The organism is Halomonas elongata DSM 2581, from assembly GCF_000196875.2.
GTDB lineage: Bacteria > Pseudomonadota > Gammaproteobacteria > Pseudomonadales > Halomonadaceae > Halomonas > Halomonas elongata.
The window spans coordinates 3,087,555-3,104,344 of the sequence record NC_014532.2 but is presented as its reverse complement, the minus strand read 5'-3'; the positions used below and the strand labels follow the sequence as shown (position 1 = coordinate 3,104,344).

The window sequence follows — 16,790 nt, the reverse complement described above, 5'->3', positions numbered from 1 at the left end:
CCTGGGCGATTCTCGCCCATTCCCGATCGATGACGACAACACCGCCAAGGTGGCTGGACGAGGCGCGCATGACTCGCCCCCCGGCGTCCTGTGACACGATCCTCCATCCCCTGACTGGACCGTAGCATGTACGAAAAAATGAAGCTGGGTTGGTTCTCCAACCTCAAGGGTGACATTCTCTCGGGTATCGTCGTTGCCCTGGCGCTGATTCCCGAAGCCATTGCCTTCTCGATCATCGCCGGCGTCGATCCCAAAATCGGCCTCTATGCCTCCTTCGCCATCTGCGTGATCATCGCCTTTGCCGGCGGGCGTTCGGGCATGATCTCGGCGGCCACCGGCGCCATGGCGCTGCTGATGGTCACCCTGGTCAAGGAGCACGGGCTCCAGTATCTGCTGGCTGCCACTCTGCTGACCGGCGTGCTGCAGATCATCGCAGGCTACCTGCGTCTGGCCGACCTGATGCGCTTCGTGTCGCGGTCGGTGGTCACCGGCTTCGTCAACGCGCTGGCGATCCTGATCTTCATGGCACAGCTGCCCGAGCTCACCAACGTGACCTGGCACGTCTACGCCATGACCGCGGCGGGACTCGCCATCATCTACCTGTTTCCCTATGTGCCGGTGATCGGCAAGGCGCTGCCGTCGCCGCTGGTCTGCATTCTGGTGCTGACCGGGGTGTATCTGGCCACCGGCATGGAGATTCGCACCGTGGGCGACATGGGCGAGTTGCCGGACAGCCTGCCGATCTTCCTGTGGCCGGATGTACCGCTCAACCTGGAAACCCTGTCGATCATCTTCCCCTATTCCGTGATGCTGGCGGTGGTGGGGCTGCTCGAGTCGATGATGACCGCGACCATCGTCGACGAGTTGACCGATACCTCCAGCAACAAGAATCGCGAGTGCAAGGGGCAAGGCATTGCCAATATCGGTGCCGGGCTGCTCGGCGGCATGGCGGGCTGCGCGATGATCGGCCAGTCGGTGATCAACATCAAGTCTGGCGGGCGTTGCCGCCTGTCGACGCTGATCGCCGGTGTCATGCTGCTGCTGATGGTGGTATTTCTCGCCGACTGGGTCTCGCAGATTCCCATGGCCGCGCTGGTGGCGGTGATGATCATGGTTTCCATCGGGACCTTCAGTTGGGCCTCGATCCGGGATCTCAAGAAGCACCCGCTTTCGACCAATATCGTGATGCTGGCCACCGTGGCCGTCACGGTGAGCACCCACAACCTGGCCATGGGCGTCTTCGTCGGCGTGTTGCTGGCGGCGCTGTTCTTCGCCAACAAGGTCGGCAATATCCTCTATATCGGCGTCGAGGAAGGTGAGAGCGAGCACAGCCGGGTCTACAAGGTGGTTGGCCAGGTATTCTTCGCTTCCTCCGAGCGGTTTGCAGCCGCTTTCGACTTCAAGGAAAGCGTGGAGAAGGTCACCATCGATCTATCCCGGGCGCATTTCTGGGACATCACCGCCGTGCAGGCGCTGGACCGGGTGGTGATCAAGTTCCGCCGTGAAGGGACCGAAGTAGAGCTGATCGGTCTGAACGAGGCCAGTGCCACCATCGTCGATCGCTATGCCATACACGATGATCCCGAGGCCGTCGAAAAGCTGATGGGCGGACACTGAGGCCCTCTTCCAGGCTCACGGCTGGGCGCGGAACTGTCGGCCGTGGCGCGTGGAAGGCACACTGTCGCAGTGTCCGCCATCCCTGTGACGTGGTGGCTGCGATGGTGTAGAACGTGAGTAACGAGACAACACACGCCAGTTCAGGACAGACAAATGACAGAACAAGTCATGGCCGCCATCGACGGCTCGCCAGTTTCCGAGGGTGTCTGCGACTACGCGGCCTGGGCCAGTCTGGCGCTCGATGCGCCGCTGACCTTCCTGCACGTGGTCGACAACCACCCCCAGACCGCCGAGGCGGACCTCTCCGGCAACATCGGCCTGGGCGCCCGGGAGCACCTGCTCGAGGAGCTTTCGCACCTGGACGAACAGCGTGCCAAGATCGCCCAGGAGCGGGGGCGACTGATGCTCCAGGCCGCCAAGGAACGCGCCGTGGAGGATGGCGTGGCCGAGCCGGCGACACGTCAGCGCAATGGCACCCTCGTCGAGACCCTGGACGAGCTGGAAGAGGAAATCCGCCTGCTGGTGATCGGCAAGCGCGGCGAGACGGCGCATCAGGCCCGCGAACATTTGGGTTCCAACCTGGAGCGCGTGGTGCGCGGCCTGCATCGGCCAATCCTGATGGTGCCGGAAACGTTCAAGCGCCCCGAGCGGGTTATGATCGCCTTCGACGGCAGCAAGACCACCCGCAAGGGCGTGGAAATGCTGGCGCAGAGCCCGCTGTTCCAGGGCATCCCGGTGCACGTGGTGATCGTCGGCGCCGAAACCGGCGACAACCGCTCGCAACTCGACTGGGCCCTGAAGACGCTGCGCGACGCCGGCCATGAGGCAGAAGGCGCCATTCGTGCCGGCGATGTCGAGCCGACCCTGCACGCCTATCAGGAAGAACAGAACATCGACCTGCTGGTGATGGGCGCCTACGGCCATTCCCGCATCCGGCACCTGCTGGTGGGCAGCACCACCACGGTCATGCTGCAACGGGCCGAGGTGCCCGTATTGCTGTTGCGTTAGATGAGCGTCAGGCGCCCCGGGTGTCCGGCGTGGCCAGTACCGGCTGGGCGATTCCCCAGCCGCCGGCCAGCAGCGCCGCCACATAGGGCAGAAGATAGAGCTGTGTCACCTTGAGTGCGGCGAGTGGATCGGCGCCAAGCACCTGAACTGAGATCCGCTGGCATTGAAATGCATCGACTGTGCCGATTGAGCGGGTGATGTGCGCTGCTTGTTCGTGCTTTTCTAGGGTAATATGCCGCCTCGACCCACTTTATCCAGGAGAAACCGAATGAGCATTCAACGCCACGACACCAAGGCCCGCATGAGCCGCGCCGTCATCCACAACGGCGTCGCCTATCTGTGCGGCCAGGTGGCCGGTCCCGAGGCGCGCCATGGCGACATCACCGCCCAGACCGAAAGCATGCTGGCCCGCGTCGATGCCCTGCTGACCGAGATCGGCTCCGACCGCGAGCACCTGCTCTCGGCCACCATCTATCTCAAGGATGGCGGCGACTTCGCCGCCATGAACGCCGTCTGGGACGCCTGGGTGCCCGAAGGTCACGCCCCGGCTCGCACCTGTGTCTGCGCGCCGATGCCCGCCGATGAGTTGAAGGTGGAGATCACGGTTACTGCCCTGGTAAAAGCCTAAGCATCCATCCCGGGTACTTCCAGTGGAGCTTCCTTCGGCCTGAAGCGTCGCGACAGGGCGTCCACGGCGATATTGAGAGCGGCGGTCACCAGCAGCAGGAAGCAGGCTACGTCGAACATCAGGTACTGGAAGTTCTCGTCGATGTAGTAGCCCAGGGTGGCCACGCCCAGCATGCCGAGTATCGCCGTTTCGCGCAGGATCACCTCGGCGCGGTAGTAGAGCAGTGCCAGCAGGCTCGGGTAGAGGCGCGGCAGCAGCTCGTAGGCCAGGCGCCCCGAGGCGGGCAGGTTGGCCATGCCGGGCGTCAGGCTGTCGGCATGACGCGCGATGAGAAAGGCGATCAGGGCGCCGTTGTGCAGGGCCAGCGCCAGCCAGGCCGGCAGCATCGAGGGGCCCAGCAGCAGCAGGAAGATGAACGCCAGCATCAGCTCCGGCGTGGAACGCAGCAGCACCAGCAGCCCCTTGCCTGCCAGCCGCGAGACGCGATTGCCGAAGTGGCGGCTGGCCAGCGGCCACATGGCGAGTGCCACCAGCAGGCTGCCCACCGTCCCCAGCAGGCCGAGCAGCAGGGTGTTGCCGATGGCCGGAGCCAGGTCGGGGATCCGCGTCAGCCAGGTGACGAGCCCCGGCCAGTCGCCTTCGAGCAGCGGGCGGGGCCAGATATCCTGGCTGACGAAGCGCCATAGCAAGGCGCCGTCCACCGACGGCCAGGGGCCGAGCAACAAGGCGCCACCGATGGCGAGTACCGGCAACAAGCGCCGGTGGCTCCACCAGGGCAGGCTGGCGATCAGCAGATAGAACAGCCAGAGCAGGGCGCCGGCCTCGTGGTAGCGGCCTTCGCGGAAGGCGGTCTCGAGCTGGAACCCTAGGGTCGGCAGGCCGACGAAGCCCAGCAGCACGCTGGCGCGCAGGCCGCACTCGAAGCGGTAGCGGGTATAGGCGGCCAGTCGTGGCCAGGCCAGCGGTAACTCGGTATAGGCGAAGCGGACGAGCCGGCCGACCCCGGGGGGCAGGGCATCGCCGGGTGCCCGGGGCGTCTGCTCGAGGATCTCGGCATAGACCTTGGCGAAGATGCCGGCGTAGGGAATGGCCAGGGCGGCCAGGGCAGTGAGGGCCGAGAGCCCGAACACCTGCAGGAACAGCAAGGCCCAGAACAGCTCGTGAATGGCGCGCAGGAAGGCACAGCCGGCGCGCACCAGGCGCGACCGGGCGAAAAGCAATGCCAGGGGAAAGCCGAGCACCACCCCGGCCAGTGTGCCCCAGAGGGCGACCGCGATGGTCAGGCCCAGGGCATGAATGGGCGATTCCACGGCGCCCCAGGCCGGCCAGGCGAGCCCCTGGACCATGCGCGCGAGTTCTGTCCATGGCTCTCGGGTGATCACCGAGAGGTCCGCCAGGGGCAGCAGGAGCAGCGCCAGTGCCACCAGCGTCAGGGTATGGCGGGCCAGGCGAGGCCCCTGGGCGTTGCCGGTGAGCCAGCGCGGACGAGCGGGCGGGGTGGCGCTCGAGCTCACACGCGCCCCCGGTAGCAGGGCAGCGGGCGCGTCGCCGGCGTCTCCTGTTGGACGGAACGCGCCGGCGTCTCGGCGTCGGGATAAAGTGCATCCAGATCGTCGAGGTTCAACTCGTCGGCCGGCGCGTCGAGCGCCAGACGGCCGTCTCGCAGCCCCCAGACCCGGTCGAAATGGGACAGCGCCAGTTCGCGTTGATGCAGGGCGATGACGCAGGTGTCGTGCTGCGCATCGATCAATGAGAGCAGGCGAAGCGCCTGGTGAGGGTCGACGCTGGCCACCGGCTCGTCGCCAAGGAACAGGCGGCGTCGCTGGTAGAGGGCGCGGCCGATGGCGGTGCGCTGGCGCTGGCCGCCGGACAGTTGCCCCACCGGACGCCGCATCAGCTCGGCGATACCGAGTTGCCCGCAGAGTTCGGCGATTTCTCGCCAGGGCCCGCGCAACGGGCGCACCAAGTTCCACAGGTTGGCCAGGGCCGAATGTTCGGCCAGACGCCCCATGTAGATGTTGTGATACACCGCCAGCCCCGGCACCAGGCCATGATGTTGCGGGCACCAGGCAACGTCATCGCCCAGCCGGGCGCGCAGTGCTGCCAGCAGCGTCGACTTGCCGGCGCCACTGGGGCCGAGCAGGGCGACGCGCTCGCCGGGGCGCAGGGTCAGGCTCAGGCGCGGCAGCACCACCTGGTCGCCGTGGCCGAGGTCGATGCCTTCCAGGGCCAGGAGCGGGGCGTGACGTTCCGGCATGTCAGCGCAGCAGGCCGAGGGATTCCGCCACCTGCTCGATGGGCGCGTACATGGCGTTGTCCGCGGGAATGAAGGCCGAACGCGGGAAGCTCTCGAGCAGCTCGGGATCGTCCATCGACAGCAGGGCATCGCGGACCCGGTCGCCGAAGCCATCGCCGAAACGCTCATCGGCATCGCCGCGCAGGGTCCACTGGTAGTCCGGGTAGCTGGGTGTCGACCAGATCACCTCGACCTTGTCGGTATCGACGCGCTCGTCCTCGACGGCGGCCTCCCAGACGGCGTAGTTGACGGCGCCGAGCTCGTAGGTGCCGGACTCGACCAGGGAGATGGTGCGTGAATGGTCGCCGGAGAAGCCGACCCGCGAGAAGATCGCCTCGGGCGCCTCGTCGAAGCGCTGGCGCAGGAAGTGCTCGGGCATCAGCCGGCCGGAGGTCGAGGTCTTGGAGCCGAAAGTGAAGCTCAGATCATGAATGTCGCTCGGCAGCTCGTCGGCGGGTTCCAGGCCGGTGGAGCGGTGAGCGATGAAATAGCTCTTGAACTCGGCATCCTCCTTGCCCTGGGCGAGCGCCCGGGAATCCGGCACCAGGCGGCGCGCCTGAACGCCGGAGAGGCCGCCGAACCAGGCCAGTTGCACCTGATCGTTGCGAAAGGCCGTGACCGCAGCGCCGTAGGACTTCACCGGCACGTACTCGACTTCGACGTCCAACTGCTCCTCGAGATAGTCGGCGACCTTCGAGAAGCGTTCGACCAGACGCGACTGGTCCTCGTCGGGAATGGCGGTGAAGCGGAAGGTCTCCTCGGCCTGCGCCCCTTGGGCGAGCAGGGCCAGGGCAGCGGCGGTGGCGGCGATCCAGCGCATCGGCGGTCTCCTGAAAGGAAAGAAGACGTCATTGTTGTGGCTCGCCGATGACTTGGCAAGCGGCCCTCAACGCGATGCCGGGTAGCGCGTTTCCTTCAGGCTGTCCTTGATCTTCTTCAGATGCGGCAGGAAGTCCTCACCGCGCCGCAGGGTGACGCCGGTGGCCAGGACATCGATCAAGGCCAGCTGGATCATGCGCGAGGTCATCGGCATGTAGTGCTCGGTGTCTTCCGGGGCGCTGACCGCCAGGATCTCGGTGCACTGGTCGGCCAATGGCGAGTTCGGGTCGGTGATGCCCAGCACGATGGCGCCATTGGCGCGGGCCTGGGCGGCGATGTCGACCAGCTCGCGGGTACGTCCCGTGTAGGAGAGCACGACCACGACATCGCCGGTATGGCAGGCGGCGGCTACCATGCGTTGCATCAGCACATCGATATAGGCCGAGACGGGAATATTGAAGCGGAAGAACTTGTGCTGGGCATCCTGGGCCACGGCCCCGGAGGCGCCGAGGCCGAAGAAGTGCAATTGCTTGGCCTGGGTGAGGTAGTCGACGACGCGCTCGACCCGGGCCGAGTCGGTCTCGCGCCGGGCCAGGTCGAGGGCGGCGATGGTGGCGCCGAAGATCTTGCTGGTGTAACCCTCGGCGCTATCGCCGGGTTCCACCGCCTGGCTGACATAGGGCGTGCCGCCGGCGAGGCTCTGTGCCAGCTTGATCTTGAAGTCGGGATAGCCCTTGGCATCGAAGCTGCGGCAGAACCGGTTGACCGTGGGCTCGCTGACCGAAGCGGCATGCGCCAGACTGGCGATGCTCATGCTGGTGGCGGCGCCCGGGTCGGCGAGGATGACGTCGGCGACCTTGCGCTCGGAGCGATTGAGCTCGTCGAGTCGGTGACGAATGCGGTCCAGCAGATCGTGACTGACCATGGGCAGAAAAGTCTCCATGATGGCGGGCCGATGCCCGGACTGACGGCACCACCCAGGTGGTGATTTAACTACATTATGCTCGGTATCCTAGCGCGGCAGCGCAAGAAGAGGCCATAGTGAGTCACTGAACGGGTGATGAACGCTTTGTCTTTAGTAGTAATTTTACAGAATATTTTTGTCGATTAGCGCTGAAATGCGCTATTATTTTGTTAAGTTAACCAGATGGGGGCGGACATGAGTCAAGACACGCGGTCCCGGTCGGCGCGGTCCTCCGACGCTGCCGGAACGGAGGTCGATTTCGTGCTGTTCGGCGCGCTGGGCGATCTGTCGCAGCGCAAGCTGTACCCCGCGTTGTATCATCTCGAGCGGGAGAACCTGCTGGCCACGAGCACCCGGCTGCTTGGCGTGGCGCGCCAGGATGAGAGCCTCGATGGCTTCAAGTCCCGCGTGGAGTCGGCGCTCAAGCAGTACGTTCCCGGCGAGGAACTGGATCGTGCCTCGCTCAAGCGCTTCCTGACCCGGCTCGATTACCGCTGCCTGGACGCCACCCAGCCCGAAGGTTATGCAGAGATCCGCGAATGGCGTCAGGGTGCCGGCGAACGCCCCATGGTCATCTACCTGGCGGTGGGTGCCAGCCTGTATGGCGATATCTGCCGTTATCTCCAGGACAGTGGCAGTCTCGACGAGCGCAGTCGCGTGGTGGTCGAGAAGCCGATCGGCTATGACCTGGAGTCTTCCGCCGAGATCAATGACGCCATCGGCGCGGTCTTCCCCGAGTCCCGCATCTATCGCATCGATCATTACCTGGGCAAGGAAACCGTCCAGAACCTGATCGCGCTGCGTTTCGCCAATCCGCTGTTCGGCACCCAGTGGAACCAGAGCCACATTTCCCATGTGGAGATCACCGTGGCCGAGAAGGTTGGCATCGAGGGTCGCTGGGGCTACTTCGACCAGGCCGGCCAACTGCGCGACATGGTGCAGAACCATCTGCTGCAGCTGATCTGCCTCATCGCCATGGATCCGCCCGCTAACCTCGATGCCGATGCCATTCGCGACGAGAAGGTCAAGGTGCTCAAGGCGCTCAAGCCGTTCACCGACGACATGCTGGGGCGCGACGTGGTGCGCGGCCAATACATCGCCGGCACCAGCGATGGCGTCAATGTGCCGGGCTATCTCGAAGAGCCCGATGCCAATACCGAGAGCCATACCGAGACCTTCGTGGCGATGAAGGCCGAAGTGTCCAACTGGCGCTGGGCGGGCGTGCCCTTTTACCTGCGCACCGGCAAGCGCATGCCCGAGAAGCTCTCGCAGATCGTCATTCACTTCCGCCAGCAGCCGCACTATATCTTCGACCCCGACCAGCGCGCCCTGGCCGCCAACAAGCTGGTGATCCGCCTGCAGCCGGACGAAGGAATCGCCCTTCAGGTGCTGACCAAGGATAGCGGCCTGGACAAGGGCATGCGGCTGCGCCCCGGCCCGCTTCACCTGGATTTCAACAGCGCCTTTTCCAAGACGCGGATTCCCGATGCCTACGAGCGTCTGTTGCTGGAAGTAATGAAGGGACAGCAGTATCTGTTCGTGCGCCGCGACGAGGTCGAGCATGCCTGGAAGTGGTGCGACAGCCTGATCAACGCCTGGCGGGAGCGCGATGAATTGCCCCGTCGCTATCCGGCCGGTTCCTGGGGGCCCGTGGCCTCGATCGCCATGATCACCCAGGATGGCCGTAGCTGGTATGAGGATTACTGACATGACACTCGAGCAGGCTCCACGCGAACGACTCTCCGGCCAGCTCGCCGAAGCCGTGGCCGAGGCCCTGAGGAGCGATCTGGCGGAGCGGGACAAGGTGCTGCTGGTGGTATCCGGCGGTTCGACCCCGGTGCCTTTCCTGCGCGCCCTGGCGGATATGCCGCTGCCCTGGTCGCGCGTCGAGGTGACCCTTGCCGACGAGCGATGGGTGGCGGAGAGCGACGATGACAGCAATGCACGGCTGGTGCGTGAGCACCTGCTGCGCGGCGAGGCGCGTCAGGCGCGTTTCGTGCCCCTGACCAGCGAGGCCGCCACGCCCGAGCAAGGCGTGGCCGAGGTGGCCGAGCGCGTCAGCGGCCTGGCCTGGCCGGCCAGTGCCGTGGTGCTGGGCATGGGTGGCGACGGCCATACCGCCTCATTGTTTCCGGACAGTCGCGAGCTGGACCTGGCGCTGTCCACCGCCGAGCCGGTGGTGGCAGTGCGCACGCCCAGCCAGCCGCAGCCCCGCATCAGCCTGAGCGCCGACAGGCTGCATCAGGCATACCGACACTTCCTGCACATCACCGGCGAGTCGAAGCGCGATGTGCTGGGCAAGGCGCTGGCCGGCGATGACACCCGGGCGTTGCCGATCCGTGCCTTTCTGGCCAGCCCGCTGGGTATCTACTGGGCCCCTTGAACCATACCGTCACCGGCCCCGCATCACGGAGAATCACATGACCATCGACAAGCAACTGCCGTCCACGCGAACCACCGAACTCGACAGCATCTGCCTCAAGGCCGAGGTGATTCCGGTGCTGGCCATCCGGCGCGTGGAAGATGCCGTGCCGCTGGCGAAGGCCCTGGTCGAAGGGGGGCTGAGCGTGCTCGAGGTCACCCTGCGCACCGACTGCGCCCTGGAAGCCACGCGTCGCATCAAGGAAGCGCTGCCCCAGGCCAGCGTCGGGATCGGTACGGTGCTGACACCCGCCCAGTACCGTCAGGCCGAGCAGGTCGGTGCCGATTTCGTGGTGACACCGGGCACCACCGAGGCGCTGTATCGCCATGGCGTGAGCAGCCCGGTGCCGATGCTGCCCGGCGTGGCCACCGTCTCCGAATTGATGATCGGCTGGCAGTTCGGCTACCGCCGCTTCAAGTTCTTCCCGGCCGAGGCCAGTGGCGGCGTCAAGGCGCTCAAGGCCTTCGCCGGACCGATTCCCGAGGCTCGTTTCTGCCCCACCGGCGGCATCACCCTGGACAACGCCGATGACTACCTGGCGCTCAACAACGTGATGTGCGTGGGCGGTTCCTGGTTGACGCCGACTCCGCTGGTCGAAGCCGGAGACTGGAACAGCATCCGTGAGCTGGCCAAGGAAGCGGCGCAACGTTTTCACCACTGAACCGCGATGATCTGAATCGTGGTTCCACGATCTCTCTCGGCAGCCTGGAGCTGTCTCTTTCTTGCCGGCCCTCAGGGCCGGCTTTTTTTATCGCTGATCTTTCGACGGTCCCCGTGGTTCAGGGGGCGGTGTGGCTCGCGCCTGACGATGCTTTCGCGAACCTGACGACCGTATAAAGCCGACTTGGGTCAGGAAATATCTATCTGGTAATGAAAGGTGCTGGCGCCGCCGCGGGAGCGCCGGTATTCGAGCGGCGTATGGTCATAGCCCTGAGCGATACGGTCGATGATCACCACGGGGGAACCCACGGTGATCTCCAGAGCGGTAGCGGTCTGCCGGTCGGCGCATGAAACGCGCAGTGATTCCTTGGCCGCCGCGATCAATTGACCGCATTCGTGCTCATAGAAGGGATAGAGCAGGTTGCCGAAGGACTGCAACGGAATCTCGGCCAGTGCCTGGAACCGGCTGTAGGGCAGCCAGATGTCCTCGCACAGGGTCGGGATTCCCTCGATGCGTCTGATGCGCTTGAGATGGATGGTTTCGGCTTGCGGTGGGAGGTCGAGTGCGTCACTGACATAGCCGGGAGGTACGGCAATGCGGCGTTCGATCACCTGACCTTCCGGAACAGTGCGCTCACCCGCGGCATTGGTCTGACGAAAGAAGCGCAGAAAGGAACTTTCGAAATCCGGGCGCCTGACAAAGGTGCCGCGCCCCTGGTTACGTTGCAGCAATCCGTCGTTGACCAGAGTGTCCACTGCCTTGCGTACGGTGCCTACGGCTACGCCATATTCTCGCGCAAGCTCGGCTTCCGTCGGGATGGGGGTATCGGGCTTCCATTCGCCGGAGGATATACGCGCCTGAATTTCTTCGCGCAGCCGCTGATACAGCGGTAGCCGCTCATCGGCGCGTAACGTACGGGTTTTCATATAGATATCCATATGACAAGGCAGCAGGGTGATACTGACGTTACCACCTTTAGTCGTAGTCCTCGACTTCTGGGGCCATATCTTTGGTAGGGTGCTATTCATATAGATGAATATATGAATATATGAATTTGACGCTGCAAGCGCTTACCCTACGGAGGATAGGTTTTCATGGGGCCTGCACCATTTCCCTCAGTCACTGGCGTGGACAGTCACGCGCATGTCTTCCAGCCCGGTTTGTCGCTGGCGGCAGATCGACGCTACAACCCTGACTACTCGGCATCGGTGGATAGCTATCTGGCTCACCTGGATCATGCTGGCCTGTCGCATGGCGTCCTGATCCAGCCCAGCTTTCTGGGCACCGACAACAGCTTCATGGTCGAGTCCCTGCGCGCGCATCCCCGGCGGTTGCGAGGGGTGGCCGTGGTGGCGCCGGATGTCACCGACAGTGTCCTGGACGAACTGGATACCGTCGGTGTGGTCGGTATTCGCCTCAACCTGGTCGGCAAGTCGCTTTCGGATTACACCGGAGTCGAGTGGCGCCGGCTGTTCGAGCGTGTAGCGGCACGTCACTGGCAGATCGAGATTCAGCGCCAGATCGATGATCTCTCCGAAGTCATGGAGATGGTGTTGCCATCCGGCGCCGCGGTGGTGGTCGACCACTTTGGTCTTCCCGCCGACATGCGGAAGGGGACGACCAATGGCCATCGAGCCTTCCTCGAACGGCTTGCCGATGATCGGGTCTGGGTGAAGCTATCGGCGATGTATCGCAGTGACCTGACGCTTGAGCGGGCAGGGGAGTGGCTGGAGGAGATGTTGCGAGCGGGGCTCGCGGAAGAGCGCCTGCTATGGGGCAGCGACTGGCCGCATACGCGCCATGAGGCGCAGCAGAACTATCGGGGCCAGTGGCAGTTGCTGGAAAGATTGGTCATGGATCCGTCGCTGCGGCGGAAGATTCTGGTCGATAACCCGCGCGAGATATTTGGGCTGTGAACATCTTGCACTGCACGGATCCATTCAGGAGTACCGCCTCATGATGAGTGCCATTGTTGTCGCCGCCATTGTGGCGTCCATCGCGCTGGGCTATCGCACCCGAATCAACATCGGGCTGTTCGCGATTGCCTTCGCCTACTTGATTGGCTGCTTCGGGATGGGGTTGAAGCCTACCGATATCATTCTGATGTGGCCGCTGAAGATATTCTTCATCATCTTCTCGGTATGTCTGTTCTATGGCTTTGCCATCGTCAATGGCACGCTCGAAAAACTGGCCGAGCACATGATGTATCGTTGCCGGCGCTTCCCGCACATGATGCCCTACGCCATTTTTCTGGCCTCCTTGCTGATTGCCGCGATGGGGGCGGGTTACTACACGGTGCTGGCGTTCATGGCACCGGTTACCTTGTTGCTGTGCGAAAGAACCCGGCTGAGTCTGATTGCCGGTGGCATGTCCGTTAACTATGGCGCGCTCGCCGGGGCCAATTTCGTCTCCAGTCAGAGCGGTATCATCTTCCAGGGCCTGATGGTCAATGCGGGTTTCTCGGAGGGTGAGGCCTTCATCAATGGTCTGGCCATCTTTGCCAGTACTACCGTCATTCCATTGATCGTGATTACCGGCCTTGTGTTCTTTACTCGCAGCAAGGAAGCCATGGCCGACTCCTTGAGTGATATTGCCAGGCCGACTCCCTTGACTCGCGAGCAGAAAGCCACCCTGACGCTGACGTTGATCATGATGACCTGCGTACTGCTGCCTCCCATACTGCAGCTTCTGGCACCAGGCAATGAGGTGATTGCCTTCATCAACTCCCGGGTCAATATCGGGCTGATTGCGAGCATTTTCTCGGTGATTGCGCTGCTGATGAAGCTCGGAGATGAAAAAAAGGCCGTGGCCGCGCTGCCGTGGGGCACGATCATCATGATCTGCGGTGTGGGCATGTTGATCTCGGTGGCCATCGAGGCCGGGGCGATCGATCAGTTGGCTTCCTGGATCGGCACTAGTATTCCCGTTGTGCTGGTGCCGGTGGTGTTCGGGGTGGTGTCGGCCTTCATGTCGTTGTTTGCCAGCACGCTGGGCGTTGTCACGCCGGCACTGTTCCCGATCGTTCCGTCGATTGCCAATACACTGATGATCGATCCGATGATCATCTTCGTGTGCATCGTGGTCGGCGCCCAGGCGACGGCAATTTCTCCCTTCTCCTCCGGCGGCAGCTTGATTCTCGGCTCAGCCCCGCTGGAAAAGGAGCGCAATACCTTGCTCAACGGCTTGCTGTTTCGTGCCGCCCCGTTGGGATTCGTCGTCGCGGTGGTGTTCAACCTGACGCTGACCTTTCTTGCCTGACGGGTGGACCGTCAACGATATCCCGGGCCCGGTCGGGCCCGGGATGCGAGTCCTCGAGCCCCGCGAGCCCCTGTCGATGATTTGCGGGTCAGCTCGGGAGCTCGGCCTTGCGGTCTACGACTCCACATCCGCCCGTTTCGGCAGGGCCGAGTAGGCGCCGGGGCGGGCCACCGCATGGGCGCCGCAGCGGCAGGCGAATGTCAGGGCATCCTCCAGCAAGTCGGCGTCGCGATGCCAGTCGTCGTGGTAGCGTTCGGCGAGCCGAGCCAGAAGACCGCCGATGAAGGCGTCGCCGCCGGCGGTCGTGTCCACCGCCTGTACGCGTGGCGGGGCCACACGGGTCTCGGTCTCCAGCCGCTTGAGCCTGACCTCGCCGGGCCCGTCGGTGATGACGATGGCCTTGGTGCCGGCGGCCAGGCGCTGGGCGAGCCAGTCGTCCTCGGGATGATCGGCACGCAGGTAATCGAGCTCATCGCTGGAGAGCTTGAGCAGGTCGGCGCTGTCCAGCAGCCGGGTGACCAGGCCGATGTCCGCCTCGCCGCTTGCCCAGAGGTTGTGACGCAGGTTGGCGTCGACACTGACCAGACAGCCGGCGCGGCGGGCCATGTCGGCCATGGCCAGGGTGGTCTCGGCGATGTCCGGTTCGGTCAGGCTGTTGCTGCACAGGTGGAGCAGGGCGGATTCGCCGAAGATGCCGGCGGGGAGGTGGTCGAGACGATACAGCAGATCGGCGGCGGGCGGACGATAGAAGTCGAAGGTGCGCTCGCCATTGGCATCGCGCGAGACGAAGGCCAGTGCCGTGCGCGCCTCGCGGGTACGCCGCACGCCGGAGATATCGACGCCATGGGCGGCCAACTCGTCGGCCAGGAAGTCGCCGAAGTAGTCCTCGCCGAGCATGCCGAGAAACTGGCTCGGCAGGCCGAGCCGGGCGCAGGCCACGGCGACGTTGGCCGGGGCGCCGCCGGCATAGGGCGTGAAGGTTTCCGGTCCTTCATGGGTGTCGCCCAGCCGGCTGGAGAGCATGTCGACCAGGGCCTCGCCGAAGGCGATCAGTCGGTGCATCGGGGGTATCCCTCTTAGCTTGTGATTGTCGGGAGTAGTGATCGCCGTGACGGCGTCGAGGCGATCAGATCGCCCGCGACAGCGTCGTGCCCAGCAGGTGCTGGGCGCCGGGCACCAGCCACACCGGGTCGAGCCGGGTGTTGGCCGATTCGACGCACAGGAAACGCCGCGCGGCGGCCAGCGAGGTGTCGTCGGGCGGCGCATCGCCGGGATTCCACACCACCACCGAGTCGCTGCCCTGGCGGGCGATGCGCAGGCGTCGGTGGCCATCGTCGAGCACGCTTTCTTCGTTGCTGTGATAGATGCGATCGATGCCGCTGCGCACGCCGAGTTCGCCTTGCTGTTCGCTCTCGGCGAAGTCCTTGAGCTTGTCGAGATAGCGGGCGCCCGTCAGGCCTTCGACGCGGCAGGCGAAGGCATCGGCCACCGCGAGATAGCTGTGCAGGGCGCCGGTGATCTTCACCGGGGTCTCCCCGGTATGCTCGGTGATCAGTTCGACGTGCAGGCGCTGGGCGTTGGCCTGGATCACCGCGCGGGGCACGAGCTGGGTGTGCAGGCGCTCGAGCGGGCTGAGATGCAGCTCCACGCCTTCCTCGTGCTCGTCCACGGCATCGAGGCGCCAGTCGGCCGTGCGCGCCGGGCCGTGCATGGGACCCGAGCGGTCGGGGGATTCGTCGGCGGTACGTTCGTCGGCAAACCAGGGCCAGCACAGCGGGATGCCGCCGCGGATCGCGCCGGGCAGTTCCTGGGGCGTGGGCGTCACCCACAACCAACCACCGGCCACCATGCCTTCCGGCGTTTCGGTCGGTTGTGCGTCTTCGCTTGCCGCAGCTTCGGGTGCTGGTACAGAGCCTTCAGCTTGCGCGGCCTCGGGCGCTGGTAAAGAGCCTTCAGCTTGCGCGGCTTCGGGCGCTGGTAGATAGTGCAGAACTTGGGCGCCCTGGAGCGACACGGCGAGTTCGCCCCAGGCTTCGTTGGCCAGCCAGACTTCGCGCCCGGCCCATTCGGCGCGGCGTTGGCCCTGGGTGGCATCCAGCAGGGCGCGCAGTGTTTCGGGAATCATGTGACCTCCTCGAGGGTCATTCGACCTCTGGATTGTGCAGAGCCTCGGCGGCGCCCAGCAGGCCCGTCCAGGGGGCGGTGACCACGTGCACCGGGATCTCCGCGGTGTAGGCGCTCATCCGGCCCTTGTGGGCGAAGGCCTCCAGGAAGCGGCTCTCCGGCAGCCAGTCCAGCAGGCGCGGTAGTATCCCGCCGCACAGATAGACGCCACCGCGTGCGCCCATGGTAAGCGCGGCATCGCCGCTGACGTCGCCGAGGATCTTCAGGAAACGCAGCAGGGTATCACGTGCCACCGGGTCGCCGCTGCCGGCTGCTTCCGTGACCTCGGCGGGCTTCTGGTAGCGTGGGTTGGCGCCCTTCAGCGAGCAGTGGGCGATATACAGATCCAGCAGGCCCTGGCCGCAGAGCAGGCGCTCCACCGAGATGCGGCCATAGCGGTTGCGGAAGTGGCGCTGCAGGTTCTGTTCGCGCTCGTCGGTGGGGGCGAAGGTCACGTGCCCGCCCTCGGTGGGCAGCGGGATCCAGTCGTGGCGCCCGGGGAAGACCCCGGCCACGCCGAGGCCGGTACCGGGACCGATCACCAGGCGTGCGGCGTGCGGGGCTGTCGTGCCTTGCTGGAGGGTGACCAGTTCGTCGTCGGCGACGTGGGGCACGCCCAGGGCCTGGGCCATGAAGTCGTTGATGACCTTGAACAGATCGAGGCCCAGCGCTTCGCGCACGGCCGTCTTGGTGAAGTCCCAGTGGTTGTTGGTCATCACCACGCGTTCGTCATGCACCGGGCAGGCGAAGGCCAGGCAGGCCTCGCGAGGGGCCTGGTCGCCGGTGGCGCCGACGCGGGTCAGGTAATCGCGAGCTGCCTCGACGATGCCGGGATAGTCGGCGCAGGGCAGGCTATGGATGTCGTGGGGCGCGAAGGCGCCCGGCGTCACCAACGCGAAGCGGGCGTTGGTGCCGCCGATGTCGCCGATCAGAGCGGGTCGGGTCATGGGGCGT

17 protein-coding genes are annotated in these 16,790 nt (G+C 64.8%); 8 read left to right on the top strand and 9 right to left on the bottom strand.

Features of this window, described 5'->3' with window-relative positions:
• Positions 1 to 126 precede the first annotated feature (126 nt).
• A complete protein-coding gene (locus HELO_RS14525; protein WP_013333401.1) occupies positions 127 to 1,617 on the top strand; it encodes a SulP family inorganic anion transporter in 1,491 nt (496 codons plus the stop codon).
• 153 nt (positions 1,618 to 1,770) lie between these two features.
• Positions 1,771 to 2,625 (top strand): universal stress protein, encoded by an 855-nt coding sequence (locus tag HELO_RS14520; RefSeq protein ID WP_013333400.1) that lies wholly within the window; start codon positions 1,771 to 1,773, stop codon positions 2,623 to 2,625.
• Between the two features lie 7 nt (positions 2,626 to 2,632).
• Here HELO_RS14520 and HELO_RS19405 read toward each other — a convergent pair whose 3' ends face one another.
• Positions 2,633 to 2,767 (bottom strand): hypothetical protein, encoded by a 135-nt coding sequence (locus HELO_RS19405; protein ID WP_013333399.1) that lies wholly within the window; start codon positions 2,765 to 2,767, stop codon positions 2,633 to 2,635.
• Positions 2,768 to 2,893: 126 nt separating this feature from the next.
• Here HELO_RS19405 and HELO_RS14515 point away from each other — a divergent pair, with 126 nt between their 5' ends.
• Positions 2,894 to 3,253, top strand: a complete 360-nt coding sequence (locus HELO_RS14515) for a RidA family protein (RefSeq protein WP_013333398.1) — start codon at positions 2,894 to 2,896, stop codon at positions 3,251 to 3,253.
• Here the strand turns inward: HELO_RS14515 and HELO_RS14510 are convergent.
• The 4 genes from HELO_RS14510 to hexR form a co-directional block, all read right to left on the bottom strand.
• Positions 3,250 to 4,767 carry a PhnE/PtxC family ABC transporter permease gene (locus HELO_RS14510; protein ID WP_013333397.1) on the bottom strand — a complete coding sequence of 506 codons (1,518 nt, stop codon included), beginning with the start codon at positions 4,765 to 4,767 and terminating at the stop codon, positions 3,250 to 3,252. The two genes, HELO_RS14515 and HELO_RS14510, sit on opposite strands and share 4 nt — an antisense overlap.
• A complete protein-coding gene (locus HELO_RS14505) occupies positions 4,764 to 5,510 on the bottom strand; it encodes an ATP-binding cassette domain-containing protein (RefSeq protein WP_013333396.1) in 747 nt (248 codons plus the stop codon). Before HELO_RS14505 ends, HELO_RS14510 begins: the two co-directional genes overlap by 4 nt.
• A 1-nt stretch (position 5,511) precedes the next feature.
• Complete coding sequence (locus tag HELO_RS14500) at positions 5,512 to 6,369, bottom strand: putative selenate ABC transporter substrate-binding protein (protein WP_013333395.1); 858 nt, start codon at positions 6,367 to 6,369, stop codon at positions 5,512 to 5,514.
• A gap of 66 nt (positions 6,370 to 6,435) precedes the next feature.
• Positions 6,436 to 7,293 carry a transcriptional regulator HexR gene (gene hexR, locus HELO_RS14495; protein ID WP_013333394.1) on the bottom strand — a complete coding sequence of 286 codons (858 nt, stop codon included), beginning with the start codon at positions 7,291 to 7,293 and terminating at the stop codon, positions 6,436 to 6,438.
• 234 nt (positions 7,294 to 7,527) lie between these two features.
• On the opposite strand from hexR, the gene zwf reads away from it, so the two are divergent.
• From zwf to HELO_RS14480, 3 genes are read left to right on the top strand one after another with little or no spacing between them, the layout of a single operon-like run.
• On the top strand, positions 7,528 to 9,039 hold the full coding sequence (zwf, locus tag HELO_RS14490; RefSeq protein ID WP_109637508.1) for a glucose-6-phosphate dehydrogenase: 1,512 nt from the start codon (positions 7,528 to 7,530) through the stop codon (positions 9,037 to 9,039).
• Position 9,040: 1 nt separating this feature from the next.
• A complete protein-coding gene (gene pgl, locus HELO_RS14485) occupies positions 9,041 to 9,715 on the top strand; it encodes a 6-phosphogluconolactonase (protein ID WP_013333392.1) in 675 nt (224 codons plus the stop codon).
• Positions 9,716 to 9,752: 37 nt separating this feature from the next.
• Positions 9,753 to 10,415, top strand: a complete 663-nt coding sequence (locus tag HELO_RS14480) for a bifunctional 4-hydroxy-2-oxoglutarate aldolase/2-dehydro-3-deoxy-phosphogluconate aldolase (RefSeq protein ID WP_013333391.1) — start codon at positions 9,753 to 9,755, stop codon at positions 10,413 to 10,415.
• Positions 10,416 to 10,603: 188 nt separating this feature from the next.
• Here the strand turns inward: HELO_RS14480 and HELO_RS14475 are convergent, their stop codons facing one another.
• Positions 10,604 to 11,341, bottom strand: a complete 738-nt coding sequence (locus HELO_RS14475) for a GntR family transcriptional regulator (protein WP_041602173.1) — start codon at positions 11,339 to 11,341, stop codon at positions 10,604 to 10,606.
• A 168-nt stretch (positions 11,342 to 11,509) separates the two neighbouring features.
• On the opposite strand from HELO_RS14475, the gene HELO_RS14470 reads away from it, so the two are divergent.
• Both HELO_RS14470 and HELO_RS14465 read left to right on the top strand, forming a co-directional pair.
• Positions 11,510 to 12,331, top strand: a complete 822-nt coding sequence (locus HELO_RS14470) for an amidohydrolase family protein (RefSeq protein ID WP_013333389.1) — start codon at positions 11,510 to 11,512, stop codon at positions 12,329 to 12,331.
• A 40-nt stretch (positions 12,332 to 12,371) separates the two neighbouring features.
• On the top strand, positions 12,372 to 13,673 hold the full coding sequence (locus tag HELO_RS14465; protein ID WP_013333388.1) for an SLC13 family permease: 1,302 nt from the start codon (positions 12,372 to 12,374) through the stop codon (positions 13,671 to 13,673).
• A 114-nt stretch (positions 13,674 to 13,787) separates the two neighbouring features.
• Here HELO_RS14465 and HELO_RS14460 read toward each other — a convergent pair whose 3' ends face one another.
• From HELO_RS14460 to glk, 3 genes are all read right to left on the bottom strand, one after another.
• Positions 13,788 to 14,735 carry a carbohydrate kinase family protein gene (locus tag HELO_RS14460; protein ID WP_013333387.1) on the bottom strand — a complete coding sequence of 316 codons (948 nt, stop codon included), beginning with the start codon at positions 14,733 to 14,735 and terminating at the stop codon, positions 13,788 to 13,790.
• Positions 14,736 to 14,799: 64 nt separating this feature from the next.
• Positions 14,800 to 15,798: an aldose epimerase family protein gene (locus HELO_RS14455; protein ID WP_013333386.1), complete on the bottom strand. Its 999-nt coding sequence runs from the start codon at positions 15,796 to 15,798 to the stop codon at positions 14,800 to 14,802.
• Between the two features lie 16 nt (positions 15,799 to 15,814).
• On the bottom strand, positions 15,815 to 16,783 hold the full coding sequence (gene glk / locus HELO_RS14445) for a glucokinase (protein ID WP_013333385.1): 969 nt from the start codon (positions 16,781 to 16,783) through the stop codon (positions 15,815 to 15,817).
• Between the last annotated feature and the right edge of the window lie 7 nt (positions 16,784 to 16,790).